Source organism: Micromonospora sp. U21 (genome assembly GCF_018070045.1).
In the GTDB taxonomy this organism is placed as follows: domain Bacteria; phylum Actinomycetota; class Actinomycetes; order Mycobacteriales; family Micromonosporaceae; genus Micromonospora.
In genome coordinates this window covers 85,586-110,908 of sequence record NZ_JAGPYK010000018.1, presented here as the reverse complement: position 1 = coordinate 110,908, position 25,323 = coordinate 85,586, and the positions used below count along the sequence as shown (strand labels likewise).

Here is a 25,323-nt window from a genome sequence, read left to right as displayed (position 1 = left end):
CAAGAACTTGCCGGTGGGCTAAAGTGCCGCCATGCGCGCTCGACTGTCCGACATCGCCCAGCAGGCCGAAGTCAGCGAGGCCACGGTGTCGCGGGTGCTCAACGACCGCCCCGGCGTGGCCCCCGAGACCAGGCAGGCCGTCCTCACCGCCCTCGACGTGCTCGGGTACGAGCGACCAGCCCGGCTGCGCAAGCGCAGCGCCGGACTGGTCGGCCTGGTGGTGCCGGAGCTGGACAACCCGATCTTCCCCGCCTTCGCCCAGGTCATCGAGTCGACGCTGGCCCAGAGCGGGTTCACCCCGGTGCTCTGCACCCAGACCGCCGGCGGCGTCACCGAGGACGAGTACGTCGAGATGCTGCTGGACCGGCAGGTCTCCGGGATCGTCTTCGTCTCCGGCCTGCACGCCGACACCGCCGCCAACCACGACCGCTACCGGGCGCTGATCGCCCGGCCGTTGCCGGTCGTGATGATCAACGGGTACGTGCCCGGCATCGGCGCCCCCTTCGTCTCCTGCGACGACGGGGAGGCCGCCGAGCTGGCGGTGGCCCATCTGGTCGCACTCGGACACCGCCGGATCGGCCTGATCACCGGCCCCGACCGGTTCGTACCGGTGCGGCGCAAGGTGGCCGGCTGGCGCTCCGCGATGACCCGGCTGGCCGGCGTCGCCGAGGCCGACCTGGGCCCACTGGCCGAGCTGTCGCTGTTCGGTGTGGAGGGCGGCGAGGCCGCGGCCGGCCGGCTGCTGGACCGCGGCGTGACCGGTGTGGTGTGCGGCTCCGACCTGATGGCGCTCGGCGCGATCCGGGCGGCCCGCCAGCGCGGCCTGACCGTCCCCGGCGACCTCTCCGTGGTCGGCTACGACGACTCGCCGCTGATGGCCTTCACCGACCCTCCGCTGACCACCATGCGGCAGCCGGTCATCGCGATGGCGGTGGCCGCGGTCCGGGCCCTCGTGGACGAGATCAACGGGCACGGCGCTCCGCACTCGGAGTACCTGTTCCGCCCGGAGCTGGTGGTGCGCGGCTCCACCGCCGTCGCCCCGAGCTCCGCGCGACTGGCTTACGCAAGATCTGCTTGACTCTTGCAGCGGCGGGCCGGCATATTGCTCAGATGATCAGCACCGCCACCCCGCCCCGCACCGCCGACGACGACTGGTGGCGCTCCGCGGTCGTCTACCAGGTGTACGTCCGCAGCTTCGCCGACAGCGACGGCGACGGCACCGGCGACCTCCAGGGCATCCGACAGCGCCTGCCGTACCTGCGCGACCTCGGGGTGGACGCGCTCTGGCTGACCCCCTTCTACACCTCCCCGATGGTCGACGGCGGGTACGACGTCGCCGACTACCGGGACGTCGACCCGATGTTCGGCACCCTCGCCGACTTCGACGCGATGATCACCGACGCGCACGCGCTCGGCCTGCGGATCATCGTCGACCTGGTGCCCAACCACACCTCCAGCGCACACCGCTGGTTCACCGCCGCCCTCGCCGCCGGCCCCGGCTCGCCGGACCGGGCCCGCTACCTCTTCGCCGACGGCCGGGGCGCGCACGGCGAGCTGCCGCCGAACGACTGGGAGAGCATCTTCGGTGGCCCGGCCTGGACCCGGGTCGCGGACGGCGAGTGGTACCTGCACCTGTTCGACCCGTCCCAACCGGACCTGAACTGGCGCCACCCCGAGGTCCGCGCCGAGTTCGAGGACGTGCTGCGGTTCTGGCTGGACCGGGGCGTGGACGGCTTCCGGATCGATGTGGCACACGGCATGATCAAGGCCGAGGGGCTGCCGGACGTCGGCTTCAGCACGACGACCACCGGCCAGCGCCAGGTCGAGCTGCTCGGCAAGGGCCGGCTGCCCTACTTCGACCAGGACGAGGTGCACGACATCTACCGCGCCTGGCGGCCCATCCTGGACAGCTACCCCGGCGGTCGGATGGCCGTCGCCGAGGCGTGGGCCGAGACCCCGCAGCGGCTGGCCCGCTACATCGGCCCGGACGAGCTGCACCAGGCGTTCAGCTTCGACTTCCTCGACGCGACCTGGTCGGCCGACTCGTTCCGCAAGGTGATCGACACCGCGCTGGCCGAATCGACCGTCGTCGGCGCGCCCACCACCTGGGTGCTCTCCAACCACGACAAGCAGCGACACGTCACCCGCTACGGCGACGGCGCCGAAGGGCTGCGCCGTGCCCGCGCGGCCAGCCTGCTGATGCTCGCACTGCCCGGCTGCGCCTACCTCTACCAGGGCGAGGAACTGGGGCTGCCCGAGGTGCTCGACCTCCCGGACGAGCTGCGCCAGGACCCGGCGTTCCTGCGCACCGGCGAGAGCCGGGACGGCTGCCGGGTACCCATCCCGTGGAGCGGCGAGCTGGCCCCGTACGGCTTCGGACCGGCCGGCAGCGAGCTGAGCTGGCTTCCGGCGCCGGCGACCTGGTCGGCCCTCTCGGTGACCGCGCAGACCGGCGTGTCCGGCTCCACGCTGGAGCTGTACCGGGCCGCGCTGCGGATCCGGCACGAGCACCCGGCGCTGGCCGTCGACGCCGGCGGTGTGACCTGGCTGGAGGGCGGGCCGGGCGTGCTGACGTTCTCCCGCACCGCTGGCGCGACCGTGCTGACCTGCGTGGTCAACCTCAGCGGCGCACCGGTCCCGATCGACGGGTACGGCGAACCGCTCGTCGCCAGCGAGGCGCTCACCGGGCAGGGCTCCGGCCACCTGCTGCCGGTTGACGCGGCCGCCTGGTTGGAACGGCGCTGAGCGGGTAACCCGTCATCGACCTGGTCGTCCGTCGTGCCCCGCGCCGACGGGCGACTGGGCTACCGGCCCCTTGTGGTGGGGGGTGAGGTGGCGCCGGCGCCACGCGGAGTCCGCTCCGCGCGGCGCCGGTGTCCGTCCGGGCCGAGGTGTACTCCGTCGCCACCGCGGGTACCGCATGGGACACCGGCGCGGTGGAGGTGACCCCCATGGTGGTACGGATGGCGCAGTGCACAATCGACGTCGAGGACCTCGACCTGATGGTCGCGTTCTGGTCGGCGGCGCTCGGCTACGAGATCGAACAGGGCGACGACGGCAGCGCCAAGCTCTGGCCGCCGGGGCAGCCCTCCGCCGCGGCGCCCACCATCTGGTTGCAGGGCTCCGGCACGCCGAAGCGGGGCAAGAACCGGCTGCACCTCGACCTCACCGCCGACGGTGACCCGCAGGCCGAGGTGCGGCGGCTGGTCGGGCTCGGCGCGCGGCACGTCGACATCGGGCAGAGCGGGACCGAGCAGTTCACGGTGCTCGCCGACCCCGAGGGCAACGAGTTCTGCGTACTGAACTCCGCGCCGACCCGCTGACCGCGCCGTCACCGGCGGGCGGACGGTGTCGCCGACCCGAAGCCGCTCACTTCGCGGTGAGCAGCGCCGCGATCCGGGTGAAGCCGGCGCGCACCTCGGCCTCGTCCGGCGGCTCGGTGGGTTCGCCATGGCCCGCCTCGTCGGCGGCGGCGTCCAGCTCCTCGTCGATCACGTCCTCGAAGTCGCCGTACAGGTCGGCTCCCTCGACCTGCCGGGCCTCATCCTCGGCGGCGACCTGCGCGGCGGCGATCTCGCTGCGGATCTCGTCGGCGGACAGCGCCGGGAGCAGCGGCTCCACAACGGCCATCAGCTGCTCCTCAGCCACCACCGCCTCGGCCAGTGCCAGCGCGTGCGGCCGCTCGTACGGGCCACAGACCACCGGCTCCCACTCGTCGAGGTCACCGAGCGGGCCGAAGGTGATGATCCACGGCAGGCCGAGCATCGGCGAGTCGGCCGGCAGGTCCAGTGTCATGAGTGCGCCCACCGGCTCATCATGGTCCGCCAACGCGAGCGGCGACGCCGTTCGCCTCGGTTGTCGCCCGTCCGGCGCCCGATCAGGCGCCGGTCAGCCGGGGCGGACGGCGTCCAGGGCGGCGCGGACCAGGGCGAGCGCGGTGGCCGGCGGCACGCCGAGCCGGACGGCCTCGGCGGCGTAACCGGCCGCCGCCCGGTGCAGGCGGTCGACGGCGTCGTCCCGGCCCGGGGCGACGAAGGTGCCGTTACGCCCCCGGGTCTCCAGCAGCCCGGCCGCCTCCAGCTCCCGGTACGCCCGGGCCACCGTGTTCGCCGCCAGCCGCAGGTCCGCGGCGAGCTGCCGGACGGTGGGCAGTCGGCTGCCCACCGGCAACCGGCCGTCGCCGATCAGCTCGGCGAGCTGCCCGCGCACCTGCTCGTACGGCGCCACCGACGAGTCCGGGTCGACCGAGATCAGCATCTGCGCACCTTCCGCCATCAGCCCGCGCCGCCCGGCGTACCGGGATCGGTGTCCTCGTCGAGATTCGCCGGCCGGGCGCCCTCCGCCAGGTCGACCACCCGCCCGCGCGTGCTGGTCGCGAGGAGGGCCGCCCCGAACAGCACCAGCTGGTTGAGCAGATAGAGGTAGAGCAGCAGGCCGACGGCGCCGGCCACCACCGTGTACGCGGGGTTCCGCTCGGTACGCACCACGTAATACCGCCCGACCGTGTTCAGCAGCGTGATGCCGATCGCGACCAGCACCACCACCGGGCGCAGCCGGGACCGGCTCATCCGCAGGCGGGGCACCGCGAGCAGCAGCGCGGTGGCGAGCACGGCGTTGATCAGCACGCTGAGCACGGCGCTGATCGTGGTCAGGCCGACCGAGCCGGTGCTGCGCAGCAGGAAGCGCAGCAGGGATTCCAACGCGTCCACCGCCGCCACCGAGACACCGAGCAGCACGAAGACGCCGACCATCACCCCCAGGTCGACCAGTCGCCGGATCACCAGGTTGCCGGGCTGCTGGTTGAGCCGGTACATCAACCGCTGCGAGGAGCGGATCGCCTCCACCCAGCCGATCCCGGTGAAGCCCAGGATGACGAGGCCCACCACACCGACGGTTCCGCTGGAGTTGGCGATCTGCTCCGCGTCCAGGAACGGCAGGTTCTCCTTCAGGAACCCGGCCGCCGCCGCGCTGACCTCGTCGTTGTCCTCCAGGATCGCGCCGAAGATGGAGTACGCGACCAGCGCCAGGGCGAACACCGCGAAGAAGCCGTAGTAGGCGATCGCCGCCGCCAGCCGCCCGGCCAGCACCTCGGCGTAGAGCGCGCCGGCTCGCCACACGTGGTCGAAGAGCCCCGACCGGCAGCGCGCGGCGCTCACCCAGCGGTCGATGCCCGCCTCGATCCGGCCGATCACGTTCACGCGGTCATCCTCGCCGATCTCCTGCCGCCGTGGTGGCAACCGGCTTCCCCTGCTCGCCGGGCGACGCGGCGCAGGCCGGTCAGCCGCCGAGGCGGAAGTCCCGACGCGGCTGCCACCGGGCCTGCCCGCTGTGCGAGAACAGGGTGAATGCCTCGACCTCGAACATCGCGGAGAAGTCGGCCAGATCCTCGTACGCCTTGTCCAGCGCCTCGGGCGCCACGTCCTGCGCCACGGTGACGTGCGGATGGTACGGGAAGCGGGTCTGGCGGTGCAGGCCCGGCGTCGCGGCGATGGCGGAGGCGAGCAGTTCGCATTCGCTGATCCCGGCGGCCACCGCCACGAACACCACCTGGGTCACCGGGCGGAACGTGCCGGTGCCCCGCAGGTGCAGCGTGAACGGCAGGTGCGCGGCGGCGACGCTGGCGAGGTGCCGCTCGACGGTCGGCAGGTTGGCGGTCGGGATCTCGGTGGGCCCGAGCAGCGTCACGTGCGCGGGTACGGCCAGCGGGTCACCGGCCTCGACCCGCCGCCGGGTGAGCAGGGCCCCCCACGGCTCCGGGATGTCCACCGCGATGCCGATCTGGATGGTGTCACCGGTCGGCGGCACCCCACCACTGCGATCCACGCTCCGCGCCGCCCCTTCGGCCACCGACCCGCCCACCTGTCCCGCGGCGCTATTCGCCGCGCACCGGCGGAAAGAACCCGACCCGCTCGTACGCGGACCGCAGGGTCGCCCCGGCCACCGCCCGAGCCTTCTCCGCGCCGGCGGCGAGCAGCTTGTCCAGCTGCGCCGGGTCGTCGAGGTAGGTGCTGGTGCGCTGCTGGATCGGGCGGACGAACTCCGTCACCACCTCGGCCAGTTCCTTCTTCAGGTCGCCGTAGCCGCGACCGGCGTACGCGGCCACCAGCTCGTCGATGTCGCGCCCGCTGAGCGCCGAGTGGATGGTCAGCAGGTTGGACACGCCCGGCTTGGTCTCGGCGTCGAAGACGATCTCCCGGCCGGTGTCGGTCACCGCCGACCGGATCTTCTTCGCCGACCGGGCCGGGTCCTCCAGCAGGTCGATGATGCCGGCCGGCGAGGACGACGACTTGGACATCTTCGCCGTCGGGTCCTGCAGGTCCGTGATCTTCGCGGTGTCCTTGACGATGTGCGGCGCGGGCACGGTGAACGTCGGGCCGAACAGCGAGTTGAACCGCTGGGCCAGGTCCCGGGAGAGTTCCAGGTGCTGGCGCTGGTCCTCGCCGACCGGCACCGCGTTGGCCTGGTACAGCAGGATGTCGGCCGCCTGGAGAATCGGGTAGGTGAACAGGCCGACGCTGGCCCGCTCGTTGCCCTGCTTCTGCGACTTGTCCTTGAACTGGGTCATCCGGCTGGCCTCGCCGAAGCCGGTGATGCAGCCGAGCACCCAGGCCAGCTGCGGGTGCTCGGGCACCTGCGACTGCACGAAGAGCGTGCTGCGCTCCGGGTCCAGACCGACCGCGAAAAGCTGTGCGGCGGCCACCCGCGTCCGCTGGCGCAGCAGCGCCGGGTCGTGCCCCGCGGTGATGGCGTGCAGGTCCACCACGCAGTAGAACGCGTCGTGGGTCTCCTGCAGGGCCACCCAGTGCCGCACCGCGCCGAGATAGTTGCCGAGGTGGAACGAGTCGGCCGTCGGCTGGATGCCGGAGAAGACGCGGGGGCGGGCGGGAACGTCGGACATGCCGATAATTCTGTCAGCAGGCAACGGGGTCCGTCATGACGGCCCGGCGGGTCGGCCGCGGCCCGCCGGTGTCGGGGCGTTGACCTCGCGCGCTTCCCTCGCGCCGACCCGGCGGGCGGGGGCGACACCGGCCTCGCGCTGCTGCCCCGCCACGACCTCCCACGCCTGCTCCGCCCCGGCGTCCCGCGCCGACCCGGCGCCGGACTCACGGCGTTGCTCCGGCACGCGCAGGGCGGAGACGGCGAGCCGGGCCACCCGGCGTCCGTCCAGTGCCAGCACCCGCAGCAGCCAACCGCCCGGTGGGTCGGTCGGGTCGGGCGCGCCGGCTTCGGCCGGCTCAGCGGGGACGGGCACCTCGTCGCCGGTGACCGGCAGTCGGCCCAGCGCGGCCATCACGAACCCGCCGACCGTCTCGTACGGCCCGGCGGGCAGCGCCACCCCTGTCCGCTCGGCGAAGTCGGCGAGGTTGAGCCGGCCGTCCACCACGGCGGGCAGGCCGGCGTGCACCGGGTCCGGCGCGACGTCGTACTCGTCGTGGATCTCGCCGATCAACTCCTCGATCAGGTCCTCCAGGGTGACGATCCCGGCGGTGCCGCCGTACTCGTCGACCACCACCGCGAGGTGCTGACCCTCCCGACGCATCTCGGTCAGCGCGGGCAGCACCCGCTTGCTGCCGGGCAGCCGCTTCACCTCCCGGGTGAGCTCGCCGACGGTGGCGCACGCGTCGGCCTCCGGGCGCAGCAGCACGTCGCGGAGGTGCACGAAGCCGACCACGTCGTCATGGGTGCCGTCGGTGACCGGGTAGCGGGTGTGCGTCTCGGCACGGACCAGCTGGGCGGCCTCGGCGATGGTCAGCCGGGCGGACAGGAAGACCACCTCGGTGCGGGGCATCATCACCTCGCGGACCAGGCTGGCGCCGGCCACCAGAACCTCGTCGATGATCCGCCGCTCATCCGGGTCGAGCAGCGTGTTCGCCGCGACCAGGTCCCGCAGTTCGGCCTCGGAGATGCGTTCCCGGCCGGCTGCCGGGCCGGTCCCCAATAGGTCGGTGACGAGACGGGTGGCGCCGTCGGCGGCGCGGACCAGCACCCGGGCGACGGCCCGGGCGAGCGGGCCAGGGTCGCGACGGGGCCTCCCCCGCGCGCCTCGCCGGAGCCCGGTACGGGCCGCTTCCCGCATGACAGAGATGGTAGACATCGGCGGCCCGTCGCACCGGGGTTCGCATGGAGCGAACCGAATGTTCGGCTCTGTTTAATCATGAGAGATTATGATGGAATAGGGGTGGCGGGTGATCCACCGAGGCACATCACCCGCCGCCGTAGGGTGATTCACCGAGGCCACGTCCCGGGCGGGCCAGGCAGGAGGCAAGGACGTGAAACTGCTCGTCACCGGGGGTGCCGGCTTTATCGGCAGCGTAGTGACCCGGATGCTGCTCGACGCGGGTCACCAGGTGGTGGTCCTGGATGATCTGCGCACCGGCCACCGCGAGGCGCTCGCTCCGGACGCGACCCACGTCGACGCGTCCATCCACGACGCCGCGCGGATCGTCACCCCCGACGCCGGCTTCGACGGGGTGCTGCACTTCGCCGCTCTGATCGCCGCCGGCGAGTCGATGGTCAAGCCGGAGCTGTACTGGCAGACCAACACGGTCGGCACGTTGGCCCTGATCGACGCGGTCCGGGCCGCCGGGGTGCCCCGGATGGTCTTCTCCTCCACCGCCGCCGTCTACGGCAACCCCACGGAACTGCCCATCCCGGAGACCGCGGTCAAGGCGCCCACCAACACGTACGGCGCCACCAAGCTCGCCGTCGACATGGCGCTCACCTCCGAGGCGATCGCCCACGGGCTGGCCGCCGTGTCGCTGCGCTACTTCAACGTGGCCGGCGCGCACCTCGCCGGTGACGTCGCGCTCGGCGAGCGCCACGACCCGGAGACGCACCTGATCCCGATCGCGTTGGAGGTCGCCGCCGGCCGGCGGGAGAAGCTCCAGCTCTTCGGCGACGACTACCCCACCGTGGACGGCACCTGCGTCCGCGACTACATCCACGTCGCCGACCTGGCCCGGGCCCACCTGCTGGCGCTGGACGCGGCGACCGCGGGCCAGCACCGGATCTACAACCTGGGCAACGGCAACGGCTTCACCAACCGGCAGGTGGTCGACGTCGTCCGCGAGGTCACCGGGCACCCACTGCCGGTCGAGGTGGCGCCGCGTCGCGAGGGCGATCCGGCCGAGCTGGTCGCCTCCTCCGCGCTGGCCCGTGACGAGCTGGGCTGGGTGCCGCAGAAGCCGACCCTGCACGACATGGTCGGGGACGCCTGGACCTTCTACCGCACGCACATCCTGGAGCAGTCATGACCCGGCCGACCGGTGACGTCGCCGAGCGGGCCGCCGCCGGCTTCACCGCGCAGTACGGCGACCAGGCCGCCGGCCGCTGGGCGGCTCCTGGCCGGGTCAATCTGATCGGCGAGCACACCGACTACAACGACGGGTTCGTGCTGCCCTTCGCGCTGCCACTGCGGACCGTCGTCGCCGCCGACCGGCAGGACGGCGAGCGGTGGACGGTCTGGTCGGAGCTCTCCGACGAGACGATCACCTTCGGCGCGGACGACGTCGCCGAGCCGGGCCGGGTCACCGGCTGGGGCGCGTACGTGGCCGGTGTGGTCTGGGCGCTGCGCGAGGCCGGCCACCCGGTGCCCGGCGCCCGGCTCGCGATCACCTCCGACGTGCCCCTCGGCTCCGGTCTCTCCTCCTCGGCCGCGCTGGAGTCGGCCGTGCTCGCCGCGCTGCTCGACCTCGGCGGGCTGGAGCTGCCCACCGAGCGGCAGCCGCGGCTGGCGCAGCGGGCGGAGAACGTCTACGTCGGCGCGCCGACCGGGATCATGGACCAGTCCGCCGTGATCCGGGGCCGCGTCGGGCACGCACTCTTCCTCGACTGCCGTGACGAGTCCGTCGAGCACATCCCGTTCGACCTGGACGCCGCCGGGCTTGCCGTGCTGGTCATCGACAGCCGGGCGCCGCACCGGCACGCCGACGGCGAGTACGCCGCCCGCCGCCGGTCCTGCGAGGCGGCGGCCAAGGCGCTCGGCGTCCCCGCGCTGCGCGACGTGGCCGTCGACCAGCTCGACACCGCACTTGCCCGGCTCGACGACGAGGAGACCCGGCGGCGGGTTCGGCACGTGGTCACCGAGGACCAGCGGGTGCTGGACACGGTGGCGCTGCTGCGTGCCGGCCGGGTCCGGGACATCGGCCCGCTGCTCACCGCCTCGCACGTCTCGATGCGCGACGACTTCGAGATCACCGTGCCCGAGATCGACACCGCGGTCGAGTCGGCGCTCGCCGCCGGCGCGCTGGGCGCCCGGATGACCGGCGGCGGTTTCGGCGGGTGCGTCCTCGCCCTGGTCGGCACGGATCGGGCCGACGCGGTCGCCGCCGCCGTGACCGCCGCCTACGCCGAGCGCGGCTTCACCGCGCCGGGCGCCGTCACGGTCCTCCCCGCCCCCGGCGCCGCCCGCCTCGACTAGCCCCCACCCAAACGGCAGGGGGAGATCGTGCCCGTTCATGGAAGTAGTGGCCACGTCCCTCGGGCGAGGCCACTACTTCATGGATCGAGCGTGATCTTGCTCGGGAACCGAGCGAGGGTCAGCTGGCTTCGACGATCATGCCGGCGCCGACGGTGCGGTTGGTGGCCTCGTCGATGATGACGAACCCGCCGGTGGTCCGGTTACGCCGGTACTCGTCGGCCAGCAGCGGGACCGTGGTGCGCAGTCGCACGCGGCCGATCTCGTTGAGCCGCAGCGCGTCGGCCGACTCGTCGCGGTGCAGCGAGTTGACGTCCAGCCGGTAGTGCAGCCCGCGCACGATCGCCCGCGCCGACCGGGTGGTGTGCTTGATCGCGTACCGGCCGCCGACCTGCAACGGGCGGGACTCGTCCATCCAGCAGACCATCGCCTCGATGTCCTGGGCCACCGCCGGCGCGTTGTTCGGCCGGCAGATCAGGTCACCCCGGGAGATGTCGATCTCGTCGGCCAGCCGTACCGTCACCGACATCGGTGGGAACGCCTCCGCGACCGGCCCGTCGGCGGTCTCCACCGCGGCGATCCGGCTGGTGAAGCCGGACGGCAGCACCATCACCTCGTCGCCCGGCTTCAGCACGCCGGAGGCGACCTGACCCGCGTAGCCGCGGTAGTCGGTGACCGTGGTGGACTGCGGCCGGATCACGTACTGCACCGGGAACCGGACGTCGACCAGGTTGCGGTCACTGGCGATGTGCACCCGCTCCAGGTGGTGCAGCAACGACGGGCCCTCGTACCACGGCATGTTCTCCGACCGGGTGACGATGTTGTCGCCGCGCAGCGCGGAGATGGGCACCACGGTCAGGTCCGGCACGTCGAGCTTCGCGGCGAACGCCGTGAACTCGTCGGCGATCCGCTCGTAGACCTCCTGCGACCAGTCCACCAGGTCCATCTTGTTGACGCAGAGGACCAGGTGCGGCACCCGCAGCAGCGAGCAGAGGAACGCGTGCCGGCGGGACTGCTCGACCAGGCCCTTGCGCGCGTCCACCAGGATCAGCGCCAGGTCGGCCGTGGACGCCCCGGTGACCATGTTGCGGGTGTACTGGATGTGTCCCGGGGTGTCGGCGATGATGAACTTGCGCCGCGGCGTCGCGAAGTACCGGTACGCCACGTCGATGGTGATGCCCTGCTCCCGCTCGGCGCGCAGGCCGTCGGTGAGCAGCGCCAGGTTGGTGTACTCGTCCCCGCGGGCCGCGCTGACCGCCTCCACCGCGGCGAGCTGGTCGGTGAAGAGCGACTTGGTGTCGTAGAGCAGCCGGCCGATCAGGGTCGACTTGCCGTCGTCCACGCTGCCGGCGGTGGCGAACCGCAGCAGGTCCATCGGTCGGGCTTCGGGAGCCGGGGCCACGATCTCGGTGGTCATCAGAAGTAGCCCTCCCGCTTGCGGTCCTCCATGGCGGCCTCGCTGACCCGGTCGTCACCACGGGTGGCGCCGCGCTCGGTGATCCGGGTGGCCGCCACCTCCTCGATGACCTTCTCCACGGTGTCCGCGTCCGAGCGGACCGCCGCCGTGCAGGAGGCGTCGCCCACGGTGCGGTAGCGCACCTGCGCCTTGAAGCGCTCCTCACCCGCCCGGGGACGGAAGAACTCGTTGACCGCGTAGAACATGCCGTCCCGCTCGATCACCTCGCGCTCGTGCGCGTAGTAGATCGACGGCAGCGGGATCCGCTCCCGGGCGATGTAGTGCCACACGTCCAGCTCCGTCCAGTTGGACAGCGGGAAGACCCGGATCGACTCGCCCGGGTGGTGCCGGCCGTTGTACAGCGACCAGAGCTCGGGCCGCTGGTTCTTCGGGTCCCACTGGCCGAACTCGTCGCGGAAGCTGAACACCCGCTCCTTGGCCCGGGCCTTCTCCTCGTCCCGGCGGGCGCCACCGAAGAGCGCGTCGAAGTGGTGCTTCTCCACAGCGTCCAGCAGCACCGGCGTCTGGATCCGGTTGCGCATCCCGTCGCCGGACTCCCGGACCAGCCCGCTGGCCAGCGCCTCCGGCACGCTCGCCACGATGAGCTGCAACCCCAGCTCGGCGACCCGCTGGTCGCGGTATTCCAGGACCTCGGGGAAGTTGTGCCCGGTGTCCACGTGCATGACCGGGAAGGGGATGTTGGCCGGGGCGAACGCCTTCTGCGCCAGCCGCAGCATGACGATCGAGTCCTTGCCGCCGGAGAAGAGCAGCACCGGGCGCTCCATCTCGGCGACCACCTCGCGCATCACGAAGACGCTCTCCGCCTCCAGCGCGTCCAGATGGGAGACCCGGTAAGCCGCGGGGGTGGTCACGACACCGGCTCGATTCGCTCGCTCATCCGATTTCCAGACCTTTCCGGTCGGGCATGTCAAGAAGTGCCTCAGGCTACCCGGAATGCCTCTGCAGCGCTGCAAGCAACCGGCTGGCGAGATCCCTGCGGCAGACCAGCAGGTCCGGCAGGCGCGGATCCGCCTCGTTGTATCTCAGCGCAGAACCGTCGATACGGGAAGCGTGCAGTCCGGTGGCCGTCGCCACAGCCACCGGCGCCGCCGAGTCCCACTCGTACTGCCCGCCGGCGTGAATGTAGGCATCCACCTCACCGGTGACCACCGCGGCGATCTTCGCCCCGGCCGACCCCATCGGCACCAGTTTCGCCCCCACGTCCTCGGCCAGATCGGTGAGGAACACCGGCGGCCGGCTCCGGCTCGCCGCCAACCGGATCACCCGCGCGCCGGCCGTCGCCGCCTCCACCGTCATCGGCGGGTACGCCGGCGGGTAGTCCGTACCCAGCACCCGGTGCTGCGCCGGCAGTCCCACCGCGCCGGCGACGAGCCCGTGCGGACTCGGGGCGTTGCGGGCCCAGAGCGCCACGTGCACCGCCCAGTCCGAGCGGCCCTCCTCGGCGTACTCCCGGGTGCCGTCCAATGGATCGATGATCCACACCCGGTCCGCCGCCAGCCGGGACACCGCCTCGGCGTTCACCTCCGCCGCCCACGCCAGCCGCGACCCCTCGTCCTCCTCGGAGAGCACCGCGTCGTCCGGCCGCCACTTCGCCAGCTCCGTGCGGATCAGGTCGTGCGACACCTTGTCCCCGGCCGACTTCAGGGCGCCGGTGTCCGCGAAACCCAGCTCCGCCCGCAGGTCGAGCAGCGCCTGACCGGCCCTGGCCGCCAACCACCGGGCGAACGCGCCGTCGATCATCGGAGGACTGCTCATTGCCACTCCCGTCGCCTCGCCGCGACCCGTACCCACCCGGATCGCCACACCGCGACCCGCGTCGCCGGTCGCGGCACGCCGAAAGGCGCAGACTACCGGCCGGCCAACCCCGACCCGGTACGCCCCGCCCGGCTCAACCGCCGTGGTAGAGGTTCTGCGTCGGCTCCACGCCCTTGACGATCACCGACTCCACCACGTCGGCAGCCCGGTCCACCAGGAAATCCAGCTCCTTGCGCTCCGCCGCGCCGAAATCCGACAGTACGTAGTCCGCCGGGTCCTGCCGCCCGGGCGGCCGGCCGACGCCGAACCGCACCCGGATGTACTCCCTGGTGCCCAGCGACTTCGACATCGAGCGCAGGCCGTTGTGCCCACCCTCGCCGCCACCGCACTTGACCCGCACCTGGCCGTACCCGATGTCCAGCTCGTCGTGCAGTGCGATCACCTGCGCCGGCGGCACCTTGTAGAACTGCGCCAGCGCCGCCACCGGCCCGCCGGAGAGATTCATGTACGTCAGCGGCTTCGCCAGCACCAGCTTCGGCCCGCCGAAGCCCAGTCGCCCCTCGGCCACCTCGGCGACCGCCCGCTTGTGCCGGCCGAACCGCGCGCCGACCCGCCCGGCCAGCAGATCGGCCACCATGAACCCGACGTTGTGCCGGTTCCCGGCGTACTCCCGACCCGGGTTTCCCAGGCCGACCACCAGCCACGGCCCCGCCTCGTCCGTCACGACCCGCCCCTCCCGACGTCCGTCCCACCGACTCCCGATACGACGGCAGGCGCCCCCGAACCCTCGGGGACGCCTGCCGCACAGTACGAACCGATCAGGCCTCGGTGCGCGCCTCGTTGTTCTCCCCGCCCTCGGCGGTCGGGGCGGCGTCCGCACCCTCGGAGCCCTCGGTGACCTCGCCGACCTCGGCCTCGGCCTCCTCGGTGGCCTCCTCGACCTCGGGCAGCGTCGCCTCGAGCTGCTCGGCGGTCGGCGCGGCGGTCACCGCGGCGACCGTCAGCTCCGGGTCGACGGCCAGCTCGACACCGGCCGGCAGCTGCACGTCGCCGGCGGTCACCTGGGAGCCCGCCTCCAGGCCCTCGATCGACGCCTCGAGGTGGTCCGGCACCTTGGTGGCGTCGGCGGTCACCGAGAGGGTGTCGTGGTCGTGCACGATCAGGGTGTCCCGTGCGGCCTCGCCGGTCAGCTGGATCGGGACCTCGACGGTGACCTTCTCGCCCCGGCGGACCAGGATGAGGTCAACGTGCTCGAAGGTGTCGCGGATCGGGTCACGCTGGATCGCCTTCGGCAGCGCCAGCACCTGGGTGCCGTCGGTGATGTCGATCGCGAAGAGCTGGTTGGCGCCACCCTTGCGGATCGCCGCGGCGAACTCCCGGGACGGCAGCGCGATGTGCTTGGGCTTCTCGCCGTGGCCGTACAGCACGGCGGGCACCTTGCCGGCCCGGCGGGTACGACGGGCACCACCCTTGCCGAACTCGGTACGGGGCTCGGCGCTGATCTTTACCTCGGACACGGGGAAACTCCTGATGCTTTCGCTGCGGCGGCTTGTCGTCTTGCGGTGCTGGGGCGAGGGGCTCGCTGGGGCTCATGCGTCATGAACGACTGCCCGGAGCACCGCGTCGATGACGGTGCCTCCGTGCGGCGCTATTCAGCGGCCCGCCGGGCACCCTCGCCGTGGCAACCGCACCAGTCTACCCGAGCGGATTCCGAGGTTCCCGGCAGTCCCCAGGTCACCGCTCCCACCGGCGCGCCGGCCGCGCGACCGACGCCGGTCGGGCGCGTTCCCGCCGGCGTCCCAGCCGGCGGGAACGGGCCTCACCGCAGCGCGACGCTCAGCTCAGCCCACCGAACAGGGTGGTCACCGAACCGTCGTCGAAGACCTCCCGGATCGCCCGGGCGAGCAGCGGCGCGATCGACAGCACGGTCAACTTGTCCAGCTGCTTCTCCGGCGGCAACGGCAGCGTGTTGGTCACCACGATCTCGCTGATCGGGCTGTTCTTCAGCCGCTCGGTCGCCGGGTCGGACAGCAGCGCGTGGGTCGAGGCCACCACGATCTCCGCCGCGCCCGACTCCTTGAGGATGTCCGCCGCCCGGGCGATCGTGCCACCGGTGTCGATCATGTCGTCGACGATCAGGCAGACCCGACCCTCGACCTCACCGACCACCCGGTTCGCCACGACCTGGTTCGGCTTCATCGGGTCACGGGTCTTGTGGATGAACGCCAGCGGGCAGCCGCCCAGCCGGTCGGTCCACCGCTCGGCCACCCGCACCCGGCCCGAATCCGGCGCCACCACGGTCATCGGCCGACCCGCGTACTTGTGCTCCACGTACTCGGCGAGGATGTCCATCGCGAAGAGGTGGTCGACCGGACCGTCGAAGAAGCCCTGGATCTGCGCGGTGTGCAGGTCGACGGTGAGGATCCGGTTGGCGCCGGCCGTCTTCAGCAGGTCCGCCACCAGCCGGGCCGAGATCGGCTCGCGACCCCGGTGCTTCTTGTCCTGCCGCGCGTACGGGTAGAACGGCAGCACCACGGTGATCCGCTTGGCCGACCCCCGCTTCAGCGCGTCCACCATGATCAGGGTCTCCATGACCCAGGTGTTCACCCCGTGCGTCACGGACTGCACCACGAAGGCGTCCGAACCACGCACCGAGTCCTTGAACCGTACGAAGATCTCGCCGTTGGCGAACTCGTACGCGTCGGCCGGCGTCGGCGCGACGCCGAGCACCTCGCCGATCTCCTTGGCCAGCTCCGGAAAGCCACGTCCGGAGAAGAGCATCAGGCTTTTGCGGTTTTCGGCGACGATGCTGCCCATGGGCCCGTCTGCTCCCGTTTCTCGGTGGTACCCGGCCCGGTGGTGGTGGGTCGGGGACTATTCGGTTGCAGTATCTCCCGCGCCGGAGCCGCCGCCCACCGTCTCGGCCTGCCCGTGCATTGCCTCACTGTCGCTTGCGGCGCCGACCCCGTCCGACGCACCCTCAGCGTCGCGGGCGCGCTGCGCGGCCTCCGCCGCGGCCGTGCCGGCCCGCCGCTTCACCACCCAGCCCTCGATGTTGCGCTGGCGTGCCCGGGCGACACCCATCGCCCCCGGCGGCACGTCGTCCACGATGACCGAGCCGGCCGCCGTGTACGCGCCGTCGCCCACCTCGACCGGCGCCACGAACATGTTGTCCGCCCCCGTCCGGGCGTGGCTGCCGATGACCGTCCGGTGCTTGTTCACACCGTCGTAGTTCACGAAGACCGACGCCGCGCCGATGTTGCTCTGCTCGCCGATCGTCGCGTCACCCACGTACGTCAGGTGCGGCACCTTGGAGCCGGCGCCGATCTGGGAGTTCTTCACCTCGACGAACGTGCCGATCTTCGCCTTGTCGGCCAGCCGCGCCGCCGGCCGCAGGTACGCGTACGGCCCGACGCTGGCACCCGCGCCCACCTCCGCGCCCACCGCGTGACTGCGCACCACCGACGCGCCGGGACCGACGATCGTGTCGACCAGCGTCACGTCCGGGCCGATCTGCGCGCCCGCCCCGACCACCGTACCGCCGCACAGCTGGGTGTTCTGGTCGATCACCGCGTCGCGGTCCACCGCCACCGTCACGTCGATCCAGGTGGTCGCCGGGTCCAGCAGGCTCACGCCGGTGCGCATCCACGCCTCGTTGATCCGGTCGCGTAGCAGCCGGCGCAGCGTCGCCAGCTCCACCCGGTCGTTGCAGCCCAGCGTCTCGACGTGGTCGACGGCCACGTGCACCGCGACCGGCTCGCCGGCCGAGCGGAGCAGGCCGAAGACGTCGGTCAGGTACTCCTCACCCTGGTCGTTGTCCGTGGAGAGCTTGCCCAGCGCAGCGCGCAGCCGCACCGCGTCGAACGCGTAGATGCCGGCGTTGATCTCCCGGATCGCGCGCTGCGTCGCGTCGGCGTCCCGCTCCTCGACGATCTGCTCCAGCCGGCCGTCGGCGTCCCGGACGATCCGCCCGAGCCCGGTCGGGTCGGGCACCTCGGCGGCCAGCACGGTGGCCGCCGCGGCGGCCTCCTCGTGCGCGGCCACCAGCGCGCCCACCGTCTCCGGGCGCAGCAGCGGCACGTCCCCGTTGATCACCACGACCGTGCCGGCGCCCTCCGGCACGGCGTCCAGCGCGATGCGGACGGCGTGCCCGGTGCCGAGCTGCTCGGCCTGGAGCACCGGTGTGGCGTCCGGGGCGACCTCGCTCAGGTGTCCCCGGACCTGGTCGGCGCCGTGCCCCACCACCACGACGGTGCGGTCCGCGGCCAGCGGCGCGGCCGCGCTCAGCACGTGACCGAGCAGGGTCCGGCCGAGCAGGGGGTGCAGGACCTTGGGCAGTGTCGACTTCATCCGCTTGCCCTCACCGGCGGCGAGCACGACGACGGTACGAAGGTGGGGCTGGGGCACGATGTGGCTCCCGTCGGGACGGCGGACACTCTCGCGGTCATGCTAACCGCGGGGCCCGGGACGTCTCCGCCTTACCCCACTGCAACCCAAACCAGACTTAGGGGGCAGCTCGGCCGCCAGGGTTCGAACCTGAAACACGGGTACCAAAGACCCGGGTGTTGCCAATTACACCACGGCCGATCAGCGACGCAAGCGCGTCACATCCGGGGATGGGGATCCCGCCGCTACACCTTAGCGCCCCGGCCGCCGGACGCCAGCGCTCATTCCGCCATGCCCGAGCGGCCGGCGCCCCGCCGGTCGACGGCCGGGCGGGCCGTCCGAAGGTCAGGGACGCGACGACCAGAGGTTGGACCCGCCGGCGACGTCGATGTTCTGCGCGTTCGGTCGGGAGTACCGCCGCCAGTTCGGCGCACCGCCGAGCCTCGATGCCGCCCGGCTGCGCAGCGCGATCCGCAGCGCCGCGCCAACCCCGCCGTGCGGGCCGAACGTGCCGCCGACCGCACCCCCGATCAAGGCTCTGACCTGCGTCTCAGCAGGGTTCTGCAAGGGCTTTCGGAAACTTCGCCGTGCGATCTACGGTGCCGTAAGTTACGGTGACGTAGGCGTAGCTTCGTGATCGTTCCCGTCCCCTCTGCGAGGTGCCATGTCCACCGCTCTGCTCGAACCCGACACCGCCGGGCCCGGCCCGAAACCCCTCACCGACGGCAGCCAGACCCCCGGGATCCTGGTCGCCCTCTGGGCCTTCGTCGTGATCCCCTTCGTCGCCCTGCTGGTCGCCGTGCCGGTGGCGTGGGGCGGCTGGCTGGGCTGGACCGACATCGTCATCGGCCTGGTCTGGTACGTGGTCTCCGGGCTCGGCATCACGGTCGGCTTCCACCGCTACTTCACGCACGGCTCGTTCAAGGCCAAGCGGTGGCTGCGGGTGACGTTGGCGGTCGCGGGTTCGCTGGCGGTGCAGGGCGAGATCATCCAGTGGGTGGCCGACCACCGGCGGCACCACGCCTTCTCCGACCTCGAGGGTGACCCGCACTCGCCGTGGCGCTTCGGCACCAGCCTGTGGGCACTGACCCGGGGCCTGTTCCACGCGCACGTCGGCTGGTTGTTCCGGCGCGAACTGTCCAACCGCGAGCGGTTCGCCCCCGACCTGCTCGCCGACCACGACATCCGCCGGGTGGACCGGCTCTTCCCGATGCTGGTGGCCATCTCGCTGCTCGGCCCGGCGCTGGTCGGAGGCCTGGTGACCTGGTCCTGGCAGGGCGCGCTGACCGCGTTCTTCTGGGCCGGGCTGGTCCGGATCGGCCTGCTGCACCACGTGACCTGGGCGATCAACTCGGTCTGCCACGTCTACGGCGAGCGCCCGTTCGCCATGCGCCAGGGCGACCGGGCGTCGAACTTCTGGCCGCTGGCGATCCTGTCGTTCGGGGAGAGCTGGCACAACCTGCACCACGCCGACCCGACCAGCGCCCGGCACGGCGTGCTGCGTGGTCAGGTGGACATCTCCGCCCGGGTGATCTGGCTGTTCGAGAGGACCGGCGCGGCGTCGCAGGTGCGCTGGCCGAAGCCGGAGCGCCTCGCGGCAAAGCTGGTGAAGCCGGTCGCACCCCGGTAAAAGCGGGCGGTGCTCCGGGAGGCCGCCTGGCAGGATGGCTGGGTGATCGAGCGACGCGGGGGGACCGGACGGCTCGGCGGACGGGGGGCCGGGCCCGATCCGGGTACGGTCGGACGGCGCGGCTGGGCGGTCCGACCGCCCGCCAGTGAGGCGACGACGTGAACGGGCACAGCGGAGGCACCATCCCACGGCAGGGCGTCACCGAGCGCCAGCGAGGCGGCGACATGCCTGAGCTCACCGACGGAACGGGTGGCCGGCGTGCGGCGCCGGCTCCACCACCCAAACCCACTTCCCGGGTTCGCATGTCAGCGACCCAGCGGCGGGAGCAGCTGATCGCGATCGGCCGGCAGCTCTTCGCCGAGCGCGGTTTCGACGCCACCTCCATCGAGGAGGTGGCGTCCCGCGCCAAGGTCTCCAAGCCGGTGGTGTACGAGCACTTCGGCGGCAAGGAGGGGCTCTACGCGGTGGTGGTGGACCGGGAGGTCCGGGCGCTGCTGGACCGGATCACCACGGCGCTGACCGCCGGGCACCCGCGGGAGTTGCTCGAGCAGGCGGCGATGGCCCTGCTGGGCTACATCGAGGAGGAGACCAGCGGGTTCCGGGTGCTGGTCCGCGAGTCGCCGGTGATGTCCGGGACGGGCAACTTCATCAGCGTGATGAACGACGTGGCACACCAGGTCGAGCACATCCTGGGCGCCGAGTTCAAGAGCCGCGGCTACGACCCGAAGCTGGCCGAGCTGTACTCGCAGGCGCTGGTGGGCATGGTGGCGCTGACCGGCCGCTGGTGGCTGGAGGTGCGCAAGCCGCGCAAGGAGACGGTGGCGGCGCACCTGGTCAACCTGGCCTGGAACGGGTTGTCCCACCTGGAGGCGAAGCCGACACTGATCACGGCCCGCCGCCGCTGACCGCGGTCAGCGGCGGGTGTGCACCTCGGCCACCGGGTGACTGCGGTTGCGCCGTGCCGCCTCGGCGTGGTCCTCGGGGCCGACCTTGTCGTAGAGGCCGGTGCCGAGCAGGATCAGGCCGAACAGCATCGACACGACCACGGTCGACATCGAGAAGTTGAGGAAGTTCGCATCGGTCTGCAGCACCGACATCATCAGGATGCTGGTCAGCAGGAACACCACGCCGGCGGTGAGGTTCATGTAGTGGCCGAGGTTGCTGCGCCGGGACGCCCCGACGATCAGAACGACTCCGAAGACCACCGAGGCGAGTGAGAAGGCCAGGTTGGTGCGCAGCCCCAGCACCCAGTTGCTGCCCCGATCGAAGAGCGGATCGCCGATCGTCTGGGCGACTCCCCAGACGCCGAAGACCAGGATGTAGACGCCGATCATGCCGGCGAGGACCCGGTAGAGCGGCCGTGCCGGATGGTTCACCGGAAAGTGCGCCATGCCCTGATCCCCTCCACCTGAATTGACCGTTTCAGGAGGATTGTCGCCCGAGAAACCGGGCATGTCCGGGGAACCACAAATGCGGGAGGTCCGCCAAAGGCCGGACCACGTCAGGTTTTCGCCGGAGCCCGAGCTGCGCAGGGATCAAGCCTGATCGCCCGGAGCAGCTCGGGCTCCGGCGAAAACCCACCAGAGCGGGAACAGAATCAGAGGACCAGGCGGGCCTTCTTCCAGGCCTCCGACTCCTCTTCCGTGCCGACCTTGCCGTACATGCCGACCATGAGCAGCACCAGGGCCGCGCTCATCACCACGATCACGGTGGTGATGCTGAAGTTGAAGAAGTTGGCGTCGGTCCGGATGAACGCGAGGCCGGCCAGGCTGATCACCATCAGGGCGTACGCCAGCCACTGGTTGATCGCCACGTCGATGTTGCGGCCGAGCGCGGTGCCAGCCAGCACGAGGAGCCCGAGCAGCACGCTGAGCAGCGAGAAGCCGAGGTTGGTGCCCTGGCCGAGGACCTTGGTGTCGTCCTGCGCGAGGACCTCGGTCCCGGCGCTCGTGATGATGCCGAGCACACCGAAGACCACCAGGTACAGACCGGTCAGCCCGCCGATCGCCCGGTAGATCGGCCGCGCGGGGTGGTTGACGGGGGTGTGGGCCATGTCTGAGTCTCCAACGCCGTGGGGTGAGGTGTCGCGGACGATTGTCCCGCATGTGGCGGTGTGACGCCGCACACGGCCCCCGGGCCGGCGCGCCCGGCCCGGTCAGCTCTCCGGCAGGTCCTCGGCGAGCGTCATCCAGGTCTCCTCGATCCGCTCCCGCTCGGCGCGCAGATCCTTGAGCTGGGTGTCCAACTCGGCGACCCGGGCGTAGTCGGTGGCGTCGGCGGCGAGCTGGTCGAGCAGCGTGACCTCGCGCTGGTCGAGCTTGCCGAGCTGGCGTTCCAACCGGGTCAGCTCCTTGCGGGCCTGACGGACCTCGGCGGCGGACATGCCGGTCACGCTGGTGCCGGTCGGCGCGGCTGCCGGGGTGGCGCCAGCCCGGGAGGGGCCGGCCCGCTCGGCGGTTCGGGAGAGGTACTCGTCGACGCCACCGGGCAGGTGCACCAGCCGGCCGTCACCGAACATCCCGTACGCCGTGTCGGTGACCCGTTCGATCAGGTAGCGGTCGTGGCTGGCCACGATGATCGTGCCGGGCCAGGAGTCGAGCAGGTCCTCCAGCGCGGCCAGGGTGTCGGTGTCCAGGTCGTTCGTGGGCTCGTCGAAGAGCAGCACGTTGGGCTCCCCGGCGAGCAGCCGCAGCATCTGCAGCCGGCGGCGTTCCCCGCCGGAGAGGTCACTGACCGGGGTCCACAGCCGTCGGTCGTCGAAGCCGAAGACCTCGGCGAGCTGGGCGGCGGAGACCTCCCGGTCGCCGAGCTGGACCCGGCGGGCGACCTCCTCGACGGCCTCGAGCACGCGCAGGTGCCCGGGCAGCTCGGCGAGCTCCTGGGAGAGGAACGCCGGCCGCACCGTGGAACCGGTGCCGAGGCGGCCACCGTCGGGGCGGGTGATGCCGGCGAGCATCCGCAGCAGCGTGGTCTTGCCGGCGCCGTTGGCACCGAGGATGGCGATCCGGTCGCCGGGCCCGACCAGCCAGGTGACGCCCCGCAGGATCTCCTTGGGGCCGGCGTGCAGCTCGACGTTCTCCAGGTCGTAGACCTGCTTGCCGAGCCTGGAGGTGGCCATCCGTTGCAGCGACATGGTGTCGCGCGCCGGCGGCACGTCGGCGATCAGGGCGTTCGCGGCGTCGATGCGGAACTGGGGCTTGGAGGTACGCGCCGGCGGGCCGCGGCGCAGCCAGGCAATCTCCTTACGGAGCAGGTTCTGCCGGCGGGCCTCGGTGGCGGCGGCGACGCGCTCGCGCTCGGCGCGGGCCAGGGTCCAGGCGGCGAAACCGCCCTCGTAGGCGCGGACGGTCTGGTCGGCGACCTCCCAGCTGGTGGTGCAGACCGCGTCCAGGAACCACCGATCGTGGGTGACCACGACCAAGGCGCCCTTGCGACCCACCAGGTGCCGGGCCAGCCAGTCGACACCGCCCACGTCGAGGTGGTTCGTGGGCTCGTCGAGGATGAGCAGGTCGGAGTCGCGCACGAGCAGCGCGGCGAGCGCCACCCGGCGTCGTTCGCCACCGGACATCGGGCCGACCGGCTGGTCGAGGCCGAGGTGCGGCATGCCGAGACCGTCGAGGATGGCCCGCACCCCGGCGTCGCCGGCCCACTCGTGCTCAGCGCCCATGCTCTGGCCGAGCCAGGCGGTGCCGAGCACGACGTCCCGCACGGTGGCCTCGGGGGCGAGGGTGAGCTGCTGCGGCAGCCAGAGCACCCGCAGGTCGCGGCGGTGGGTGACCCGGCCGTCGTCGGGATCCTCCTGCTTGGTGAGCAGCCGCAGCAGGGTGGACTTGCCGGCGCCGTTGAGGCCGACCACGCCGATCCGGTCGGCGTCGTCCAAGCCGAGCGAGACGTCCGTGAGCAGCGGCCCGGCGGCCCCGTACCCCTTGGACACCCGGTCCAGGTTGACGATGTTGGCCACGCTCCCACCCTTCATGATCAAGGCGTCCCGGTGCCGGCGGGCACCTGGACGCCTGACCCAAGGGTACGCGGACCCCGCGGTCGCCCGCGCCGCACGCCCGCAGGTCCCAGCGGCGGCCCGCTGGTACGCCGGGGTCAGCCGACGCGAGCGCCGGCGACCGGGCCGTGCGCGACCCGGGCCTCCCGGCACACACCCCCGGTGGTCAGCTCAGCGGCGATCCGCTCGGCGTGGGCCGCGTCGGCGGCGAGGAACACACAGGTCGGGCCGGAGCCGGAGACGATGCCGGCGAGCGCGCCCGCCCCCTCGCCGGCCTTCAGGGTGTCGGCCAGCGCCGGGCGCATGGCCAGCGCGGCATCCTGGAGATCGTTGCCGAGCGTGGCGGCGAGCACCCGGGGGTCGCGCTGGCGCAGCGCGCCCAGCAGCGCGTCGGTGCTGCCCAGCGGTGCGCCGGCGGTGCCGGTGTCGCGGAGCCGGTCCAACTCACGGTAGGCGGCCGGCGTGGACAGGCCCACGTCGGCGATGGCCACGACCCAGTGCCAGGAAGTGGGGCGGACCAGCACGGGGCTGACCGCCTCACCCCGGCCGGTGCCCAGCGCGGTGCCACCGTAGATCAGGAACGGCACGTCGGACCCGAGGTCGGCGGCGATCCCGGCCAGCTCGTCACGGGACAGCCCGGTGCCCCAGAGCGCGTCGCAGGCCACCAGCGCGGCGGCCGCGTCGGCGCTGCCGCCGGCCAGCCCGCCAGCGAGCGGGATCTGCTTGCGCAGGTGCAGCCGGGCGTGTGGCAGCACCCCGGCGTACCCGGCCAGGGCGTGCGCGGCGCGGATCACCAGGTTGGTGTCGTCCAGCGCCAGCTCGCCGGTGCCCTCGCCCTCCATGGTCAGGGCGAGCGTGTCGCCCCGGCGGGCGGTCAGCTCGTCGTAGATGGAGATCGCGTGGTAGACGGTGTTCAGCTCGTGATAGCCGTCGCGGCGCAGCGGGCCCACCCCGAGGTGCAGGTTGACCTTGGCGGGCACCCGGACCTTCACCGGCCCGCTGGCCCCGCGCCGCCCGTCCTCGTCGTCCGGTCGCCAGGCCTCGGTCACGGGGTGATGTCCCGCACGCGCAGGGGCATATCGAACGGCTTGGCCACGATCAGCTCCTCGGCGGAGTCGGCAGCCAGCTCATACCGGCCACCGACCAGGTCGTACGCGTACACGTGCAGCGGGCCCTGCTCGATCCGCCAGTAGTGCGGGATGCCGGCGTCCGCGTAGTCGGCCGGCTTCTCCAGCCGGTCCCGACGACGGGTGCCGGGCGAGACGACTTCGACGGCGAGCACAACCTGATCAGCCTCGAAGTAGTGGTGGTCGGCCGCCACCGGACGCTGCAGCAGGACGACGTCGGGTTCGAGAGTGTTCCGGTAGTTGATCGCCACCCCGACGGCGGTGGCCGGCGTCAACTCGGCCGGAGCATGCTGCCGCAGCCACATCCACAACAGGTTGCCGATGTTCTGATGACCAAAGGTCGGGGAAGGGACCACGACGAGGACTCCGTCACGTAGCTCGACGCGGGGGGCTTCGTCGGGCAGGGCCAGCACGTCCTCGATGGTGTGGTTGGCCAGCCGCTGCCGCATGGGATCCGGGCTCCACATCCCCTGGGCGGTGGGCTCGATCGGCTGCGCGGTCACTCGTACACCTCCTCGGCGGGCACGGCGTCAG

The 25,323-nt window shown here is 72.1% G+C and carries 26 protein-coding genes and 1 tRNA gene; 7 read left to right on the top strand and 20 right to left on the bottom strand.

The annotated features are described in order from the left end of the window. Positions 1-31: 31 nt before the first annotated feature. The 3 genes from KBX63_RS22780 (at position 32) to KBX63_RS22770 (ending at position 3,323) form a co-directional block, all read left to right on the top strand. Positions 32-1,078, top strand: coding sequence for a LacI family DNA-binding transcriptional regulator (locus KBX63_RS22780; RefSeq protein WP_210913801.1), 1,047 nt, complete (start codon positions 32-34; stop codon positions 1,076-1,078). 32 nt (positions 1,079-1,110) lie between these two features. After that, positions 1,111-2,745: a glycoside hydrolase family 13 protein gene (locus KBX63_RS22775; protein ID WP_210913799.1), complete on the top strand. Its 1,635-nt coding sequence runs from the start codon at positions 1,111-1,113 to the stop codon at positions 2,743-2,745. A gap of 128 nt (positions 2,746-2,873) precedes the next feature. Further along, on the top strand, positions 2,874-3,323 hold the full coding sequence (locus KBX63_RS22770) for a VOC family protein (RefSeq protein WP_307871802.1): 450 nt from the start codon (positions 2,874-2,876) through the stop codon (positions 3,321-3,323). 46 nt (positions 3,324-3,369) lie between these two features. Here the strand turns inward: KBX63_RS22770 and KBX63_RS22765 are convergent, their stop codons facing one another. From KBX63_RS22765 to KBX63_RS22740, 6 genes are all read right to left on the bottom strand, one after another. Beyond that, positions 3,370-3,807, bottom strand: a complete 438-nt coding sequence (locus KBX63_RS22765; RefSeq protein ID WP_210913798.1) for a hypothetical protein — start codon at positions 3,805-3,807, stop codon at positions 3,370-3,372. Between the two features lie 81 nt (positions 3,808-3,888). After that, positions 3,889-4,257, bottom strand: coding sequence for a GntR family transcriptional regulator (locus KBX63_RS22760; RefSeq protein WP_210913797.1), 369 nt, complete (start codon positions 4,255-4,257; stop codon positions 3,889-3,891). Between the two features lie 17 nt (positions 4,258-4,274). Continuing rightward, positions 4,275-5,198: a YhjD/YihY/BrkB family envelope integrity protein gene (locus KBX63_RS22755; RefSeq protein WP_210913796.1), complete on the bottom strand. Its 924-nt coding sequence runs from the start codon at positions 5,196-5,198 to the stop codon at positions 4,275-4,277. Between the two features lie 79 nt (positions 5,199-5,277). Then, positions 5,278-5,859, bottom strand: a complete 582-nt coding sequence (locus KBX63_RS22750; RefSeq protein ID WP_210913795.1) for a 2'-5' RNA ligase family protein — start codon at positions 5,857-5,859, stop codon at positions 5,278-5,280. A 13-nt stretch (positions 5,860-5,872) separates the two neighbouring features. Continuing rightward, the gene (gene trpS / locus KBX63_RS22745; protein ID WP_210913794.1) at positions 5,873-6,898 is read right to left on the bottom strand and encodes a tryptophan--tRNA ligase; all 1,026 of its coding nucleotides are present in this window, start codon (positions 6,896-6,898) and stop codon (positions 5,873-5,875) included. Between the two features lie 33 nt (positions 6,899-6,931). Continuing rightward, positions 6,932-8,077, bottom strand: a complete 1,146-nt coding sequence (locus KBX63_RS22740) for a hemolysin family protein (RefSeq protein ID WP_210913793.1) — start codon at positions 8,075-8,077, stop codon at positions 6,932-6,934. Between the two features lie 247 nt (positions 8,078-8,324). Between KBX63_RS22740 and galE the strand changes: the two genes are divergently transcribed. Then, a complete protein-coding gene (galE, locus tag KBX63_RS22735) occupies positions 8,325-9,254 on the top strand; it encodes a UDP-glucose 4-epimerase GalE (protein WP_247662907.1) in 930 nt (309 codons plus the stop codon). Then, on the top strand, positions 9,251-10,420 hold the full coding sequence (galK, locus tag KBX63_RS22730) for a galactokinase (protein WP_210913790.1): 1,170 nt from the start codon (positions 9,251-9,253) through the stop codon (positions 10,418-10,420). Before galE ends, galK begins: the two co-directional genes overlap by 4 nt. Positions 10,421-10,538: 118 nt before the next feature. Here the strand turns inward: galK and KBX63_RS22725 are convergent, their stop codons facing one another. The 9 genes from KBX63_RS22725 to KBX63_RS22685 form a co-directional block, all read right to left on the bottom strand. Then, positions 10,539-11,834, bottom strand: coding sequence for a sulfate adenylyltransferase subunit 1 (locus KBX63_RS22725; RefSeq protein WP_210913788.1), 1,296 nt, complete (start codon positions 11,832-11,834; stop codon positions 10,539-10,541). Continuing rightward, positions 11,834-12,745 carry a sulfate adenylyltransferase subunit CysD gene (cysD, locus tag KBX63_RS22720; protein WP_210913785.1) on the bottom strand — a complete coding sequence of 304 codons (912 nt, stop codon included), beginning with the start codon at positions 12,743-12,745 and terminating at the stop codon, positions 11,834-11,836. Before cysD ends, KBX63_RS22725 begins: the two co-directional genes overlap by 1 nt. A gap of 73 nt (positions 12,746-12,818) precedes the next feature. After that, positions 12,819-13,649, bottom strand: coding sequence for an inositol monophosphatase family protein (locus KBX63_RS22715; RefSeq protein WP_210913776.1), 831 nt, complete (start codon positions 13,647-13,649; stop codon positions 12,819-12,821). A 133-nt stretch (positions 13,650-13,782) separates the two neighbouring features. After that, positions 13,783-14,373: an aminoacyl-tRNA hydrolase gene (gene pth / locus KBX63_RS22710; protein ID WP_210913771.1), complete on the bottom strand. Its 591-nt coding sequence runs from the start codon at positions 14,371-14,373 to the stop codon at positions 13,783-13,785. 94 nt (positions 14,374-14,467) lie between these two features. Beyond that, positions 14,468-15,166 (bottom strand): 50S ribosomal protein L25/general stress protein Ctc, encoded by a 699-nt coding sequence (locus tag KBX63_RS22705; RefSeq protein WP_210913770.1) that lies wholly within the window; start codon positions 15,164-15,166, stop codon positions 14,468-14,470. Between the two features lie 319 nt (positions 15,167-15,485). Then, positions 15,486-16,466: a ribose-phosphate diphosphokinase gene (locus tag KBX63_RS22700; protein ID WP_210913769.1), complete on the bottom strand. Its 981-nt coding sequence runs from the start codon at positions 16,464-16,466 to the stop codon at positions 15,486-15,488. A 57-nt stretch (positions 16,467-16,523) separates the two neighbouring features. Next, complete coding sequence (gene glmU / locus KBX63_RS22695; protein WP_210913844.1) at positions 16,524-18,059, bottom strand: bifunctional UDP-N-acetylglucosamine diphosphorylase/glucosamine-1-phosphate N-acetyltransferase GlmU; 1,536 nt, start codon at positions 18,057-18,059, stop codon at positions 16,524-16,526. 105 nt (positions 18,060-18,164) lie between these two features. Further along, positions 18,165-18,236: transfer RNA gene (locus KBX63_RS22690), tRNA-Gln, on the bottom strand. 144 nt (positions 18,237-18,380) lie between these two features. Next, positions 18,381-18,569: a hypothetical protein gene (locus KBX63_RS22685; RefSeq protein WP_210913768.1), complete on the bottom strand. Its 189-nt coding sequence runs from the start codon at positions 18,567-18,569 to the stop codon at positions 18,381-18,383. A gap of 130 nt (positions 18,570-18,699) precedes the next feature. Between KBX63_RS22685 and KBX63_RS22680 the strand changes: the two genes are divergently transcribed. Together KBX63_RS22680 and KBX63_RS22675 are read left to right on the top strand one after the other, a co-directional pair. Then, the gene (locus KBX63_RS22680; RefSeq protein ID WP_210913767.1) at positions 18,700-19,665 is read left to right on the top strand and encodes an acyl-CoA desaturase; all 966 of its coding nucleotides are present in this window, start codon (positions 18,700-18,702) and stop codon (positions 19,663-19,665) included. A 224-nt stretch (positions 19,666-19,889) separates the two neighbouring features. Next, the gene (locus tag KBX63_RS22675) at positions 19,890-20,570 is read left to right on the top strand and encodes a TetR/AcrR family transcriptional regulator (protein ID WP_210913765.1); all 681 of its coding nucleotides are present in this window, start codon (positions 19,890-19,892) and stop codon (positions 20,568-20,570) included. Positions 20,571-20,576: 6 nt separating this feature from the next. Here KBX63_RS22675 and KBX63_RS22670 read toward each other — a convergent pair whose 3' ends face one another. The 5 genes from KBX63_RS22670 to KBX63_RS22650 form a co-directional block, all read right to left on the bottom strand. Continuing rightward, the gene (locus tag KBX63_RS22670; protein ID WP_210913764.1) at positions 20,577-21,056 is read right to left on the bottom strand and encodes a DUF4383 domain-containing protein; all 480 of its coding nucleotides are present in this window, start codon (positions 21,054-21,056) and stop codon (positions 20,577-20,579) included. 206 nt (positions 21,057-21,262) lie between these two features. Beyond that, positions 21,263-21,718, bottom strand: coding sequence for a DUF4383 domain-containing protein (locus KBX63_RS22665; protein WP_210913763.1), 456 nt, complete (start codon positions 21,716-21,718; stop codon positions 21,263-21,265). Positions 21,719-21,820: 102 nt separating this feature from the next. Further along, positions 21,821-23,626 (bottom strand): ABC-F family ATP-binding cassette domain-containing protein, encoded by a 1,806-nt coding sequence (locus KBX63_RS22660; RefSeq protein ID WP_210913762.1) that lies wholly within the window; start codon positions 23,624-23,626, stop codon positions 21,821-21,823. Positions 23,627-23,760: 134 nt separating this feature from the next. Next, entirely contained in the window at positions 23,761-24,711 is a 951-nt protein-coding gene (locus tag KBX63_RS22655; RefSeq protein ID WP_210913761.1) for a 4-(cytidine 5'-diphospho)-2-C-methyl-D-erythritol kinase, read from the bottom strand. Beyond that, on the bottom strand, positions 24,708-25,292 hold the full coding sequence (locus tag KBX63_RS22650) for a Uma2 family endonuclease (RefSeq protein WP_307871800.1): 585 nt from the start codon (positions 25,290-25,292) through the stop codon (positions 24,708-24,710). The genes KBX63_RS22655 and KBX63_RS22650 overlap by 4 nt, the downstream gene beginning before the upstream one ends. Positions 25,293-25,323: the final 31 nt, after the last annotated feature.

Coding starts and splice junctions, on each gene's coding strand:
- KBX63_RS22780 (WP_210913801.1), top strand. CDS start 32: ATGCGCGCTCGACTGTCCGACATCGCCCAGCAGGCCGAAGTCAGCGAG.
- KBX63_RS22775 (WP_210913799.1), top strand. CDS start 1,111: ATGATCAGCACCGCCACCCCGCCCCGCACCGCCGACGACGACTGGTGG.
- KBX63_RS22760 (WP_210913797.1), bottom strand. CDS start 4,257: ATGCTGATCTCGGTCGACCCGGACTCGTCGGTGGCGCCGTACGAGCAG.
- trpS (WP_210913794.1), bottom strand. CDS start 6,898: ATGTCCGACGTTCCCGCCCGCCCCCGCGTCTTCTCCGGCATCCAGCCG.
- KBX63_RS22740 (WP_210913793.1), bottom strand. CDS start 8,077: ATGCGGGAAGCGGCCCGTACCGGGCTCCGGCGAGGCGCGCGGGGGAGG.
- galE (WP_247662907.1), top strand. CDS start 8,325: ATGCTGCTCGACGCGGGTCACCAGGTGGTGGTCCTGGATGATCTGCGC.
- galK (WP_210913790.1), top strand. CDS start 9,251: ATGACCCGGCCGACCGGTGACGTCGCCGAGCGGGCCGCCGCCGGCTTC.
- KBX63_RS22725 (WP_210913788.1), bottom strand. CDS start 11,834: ATGACCACCGAGATCGTGGCCCCGGCTCCCGAAGCCCGACCGATGGAC.
- KBX63_RS22715 (WP_210913776.1), bottom strand. CDS start 13,649: ATGAGCAGTCCTCCGATGATCGACGGCGCGTTCGCCCGGTGGTTGGCG.
- KBX63_RS22700 (WP_210913769.1), bottom strand. CDS start 16,466: ATGGGCAGCATCGTCGCCGAAAACCGCAAAAGCCTGATGCTCTTCTCC.
- KBX63_RS22680 (WP_210913767.1), top strand. CDS start 18,700: ATGTCCACCGCTCTGCTCGAACCCGACACCGCCGGGCCCGGCCCGAAA.
- KBX63_RS22675 (WP_210913765.1), top strand. CDS start 19,890: ATGCCTGAGCTCACCGACGGAACGGGTGGCCGGCGTGCGGCGCCGGCT.
- KBX63_RS22670 (WP_210913764.1), bottom strand. CDS start 21,056: ATGGCGCACTTTCCGGTGAACCATCCGGCACGGCCGCTCTACCGGGTC.
- KBX63_RS22665 (WP_210913763.1), bottom strand. CDS start 21,718: ATGGCCCACACCCCCGTCAACCACCCCGCGCGGCCGATCTACCGGGCG.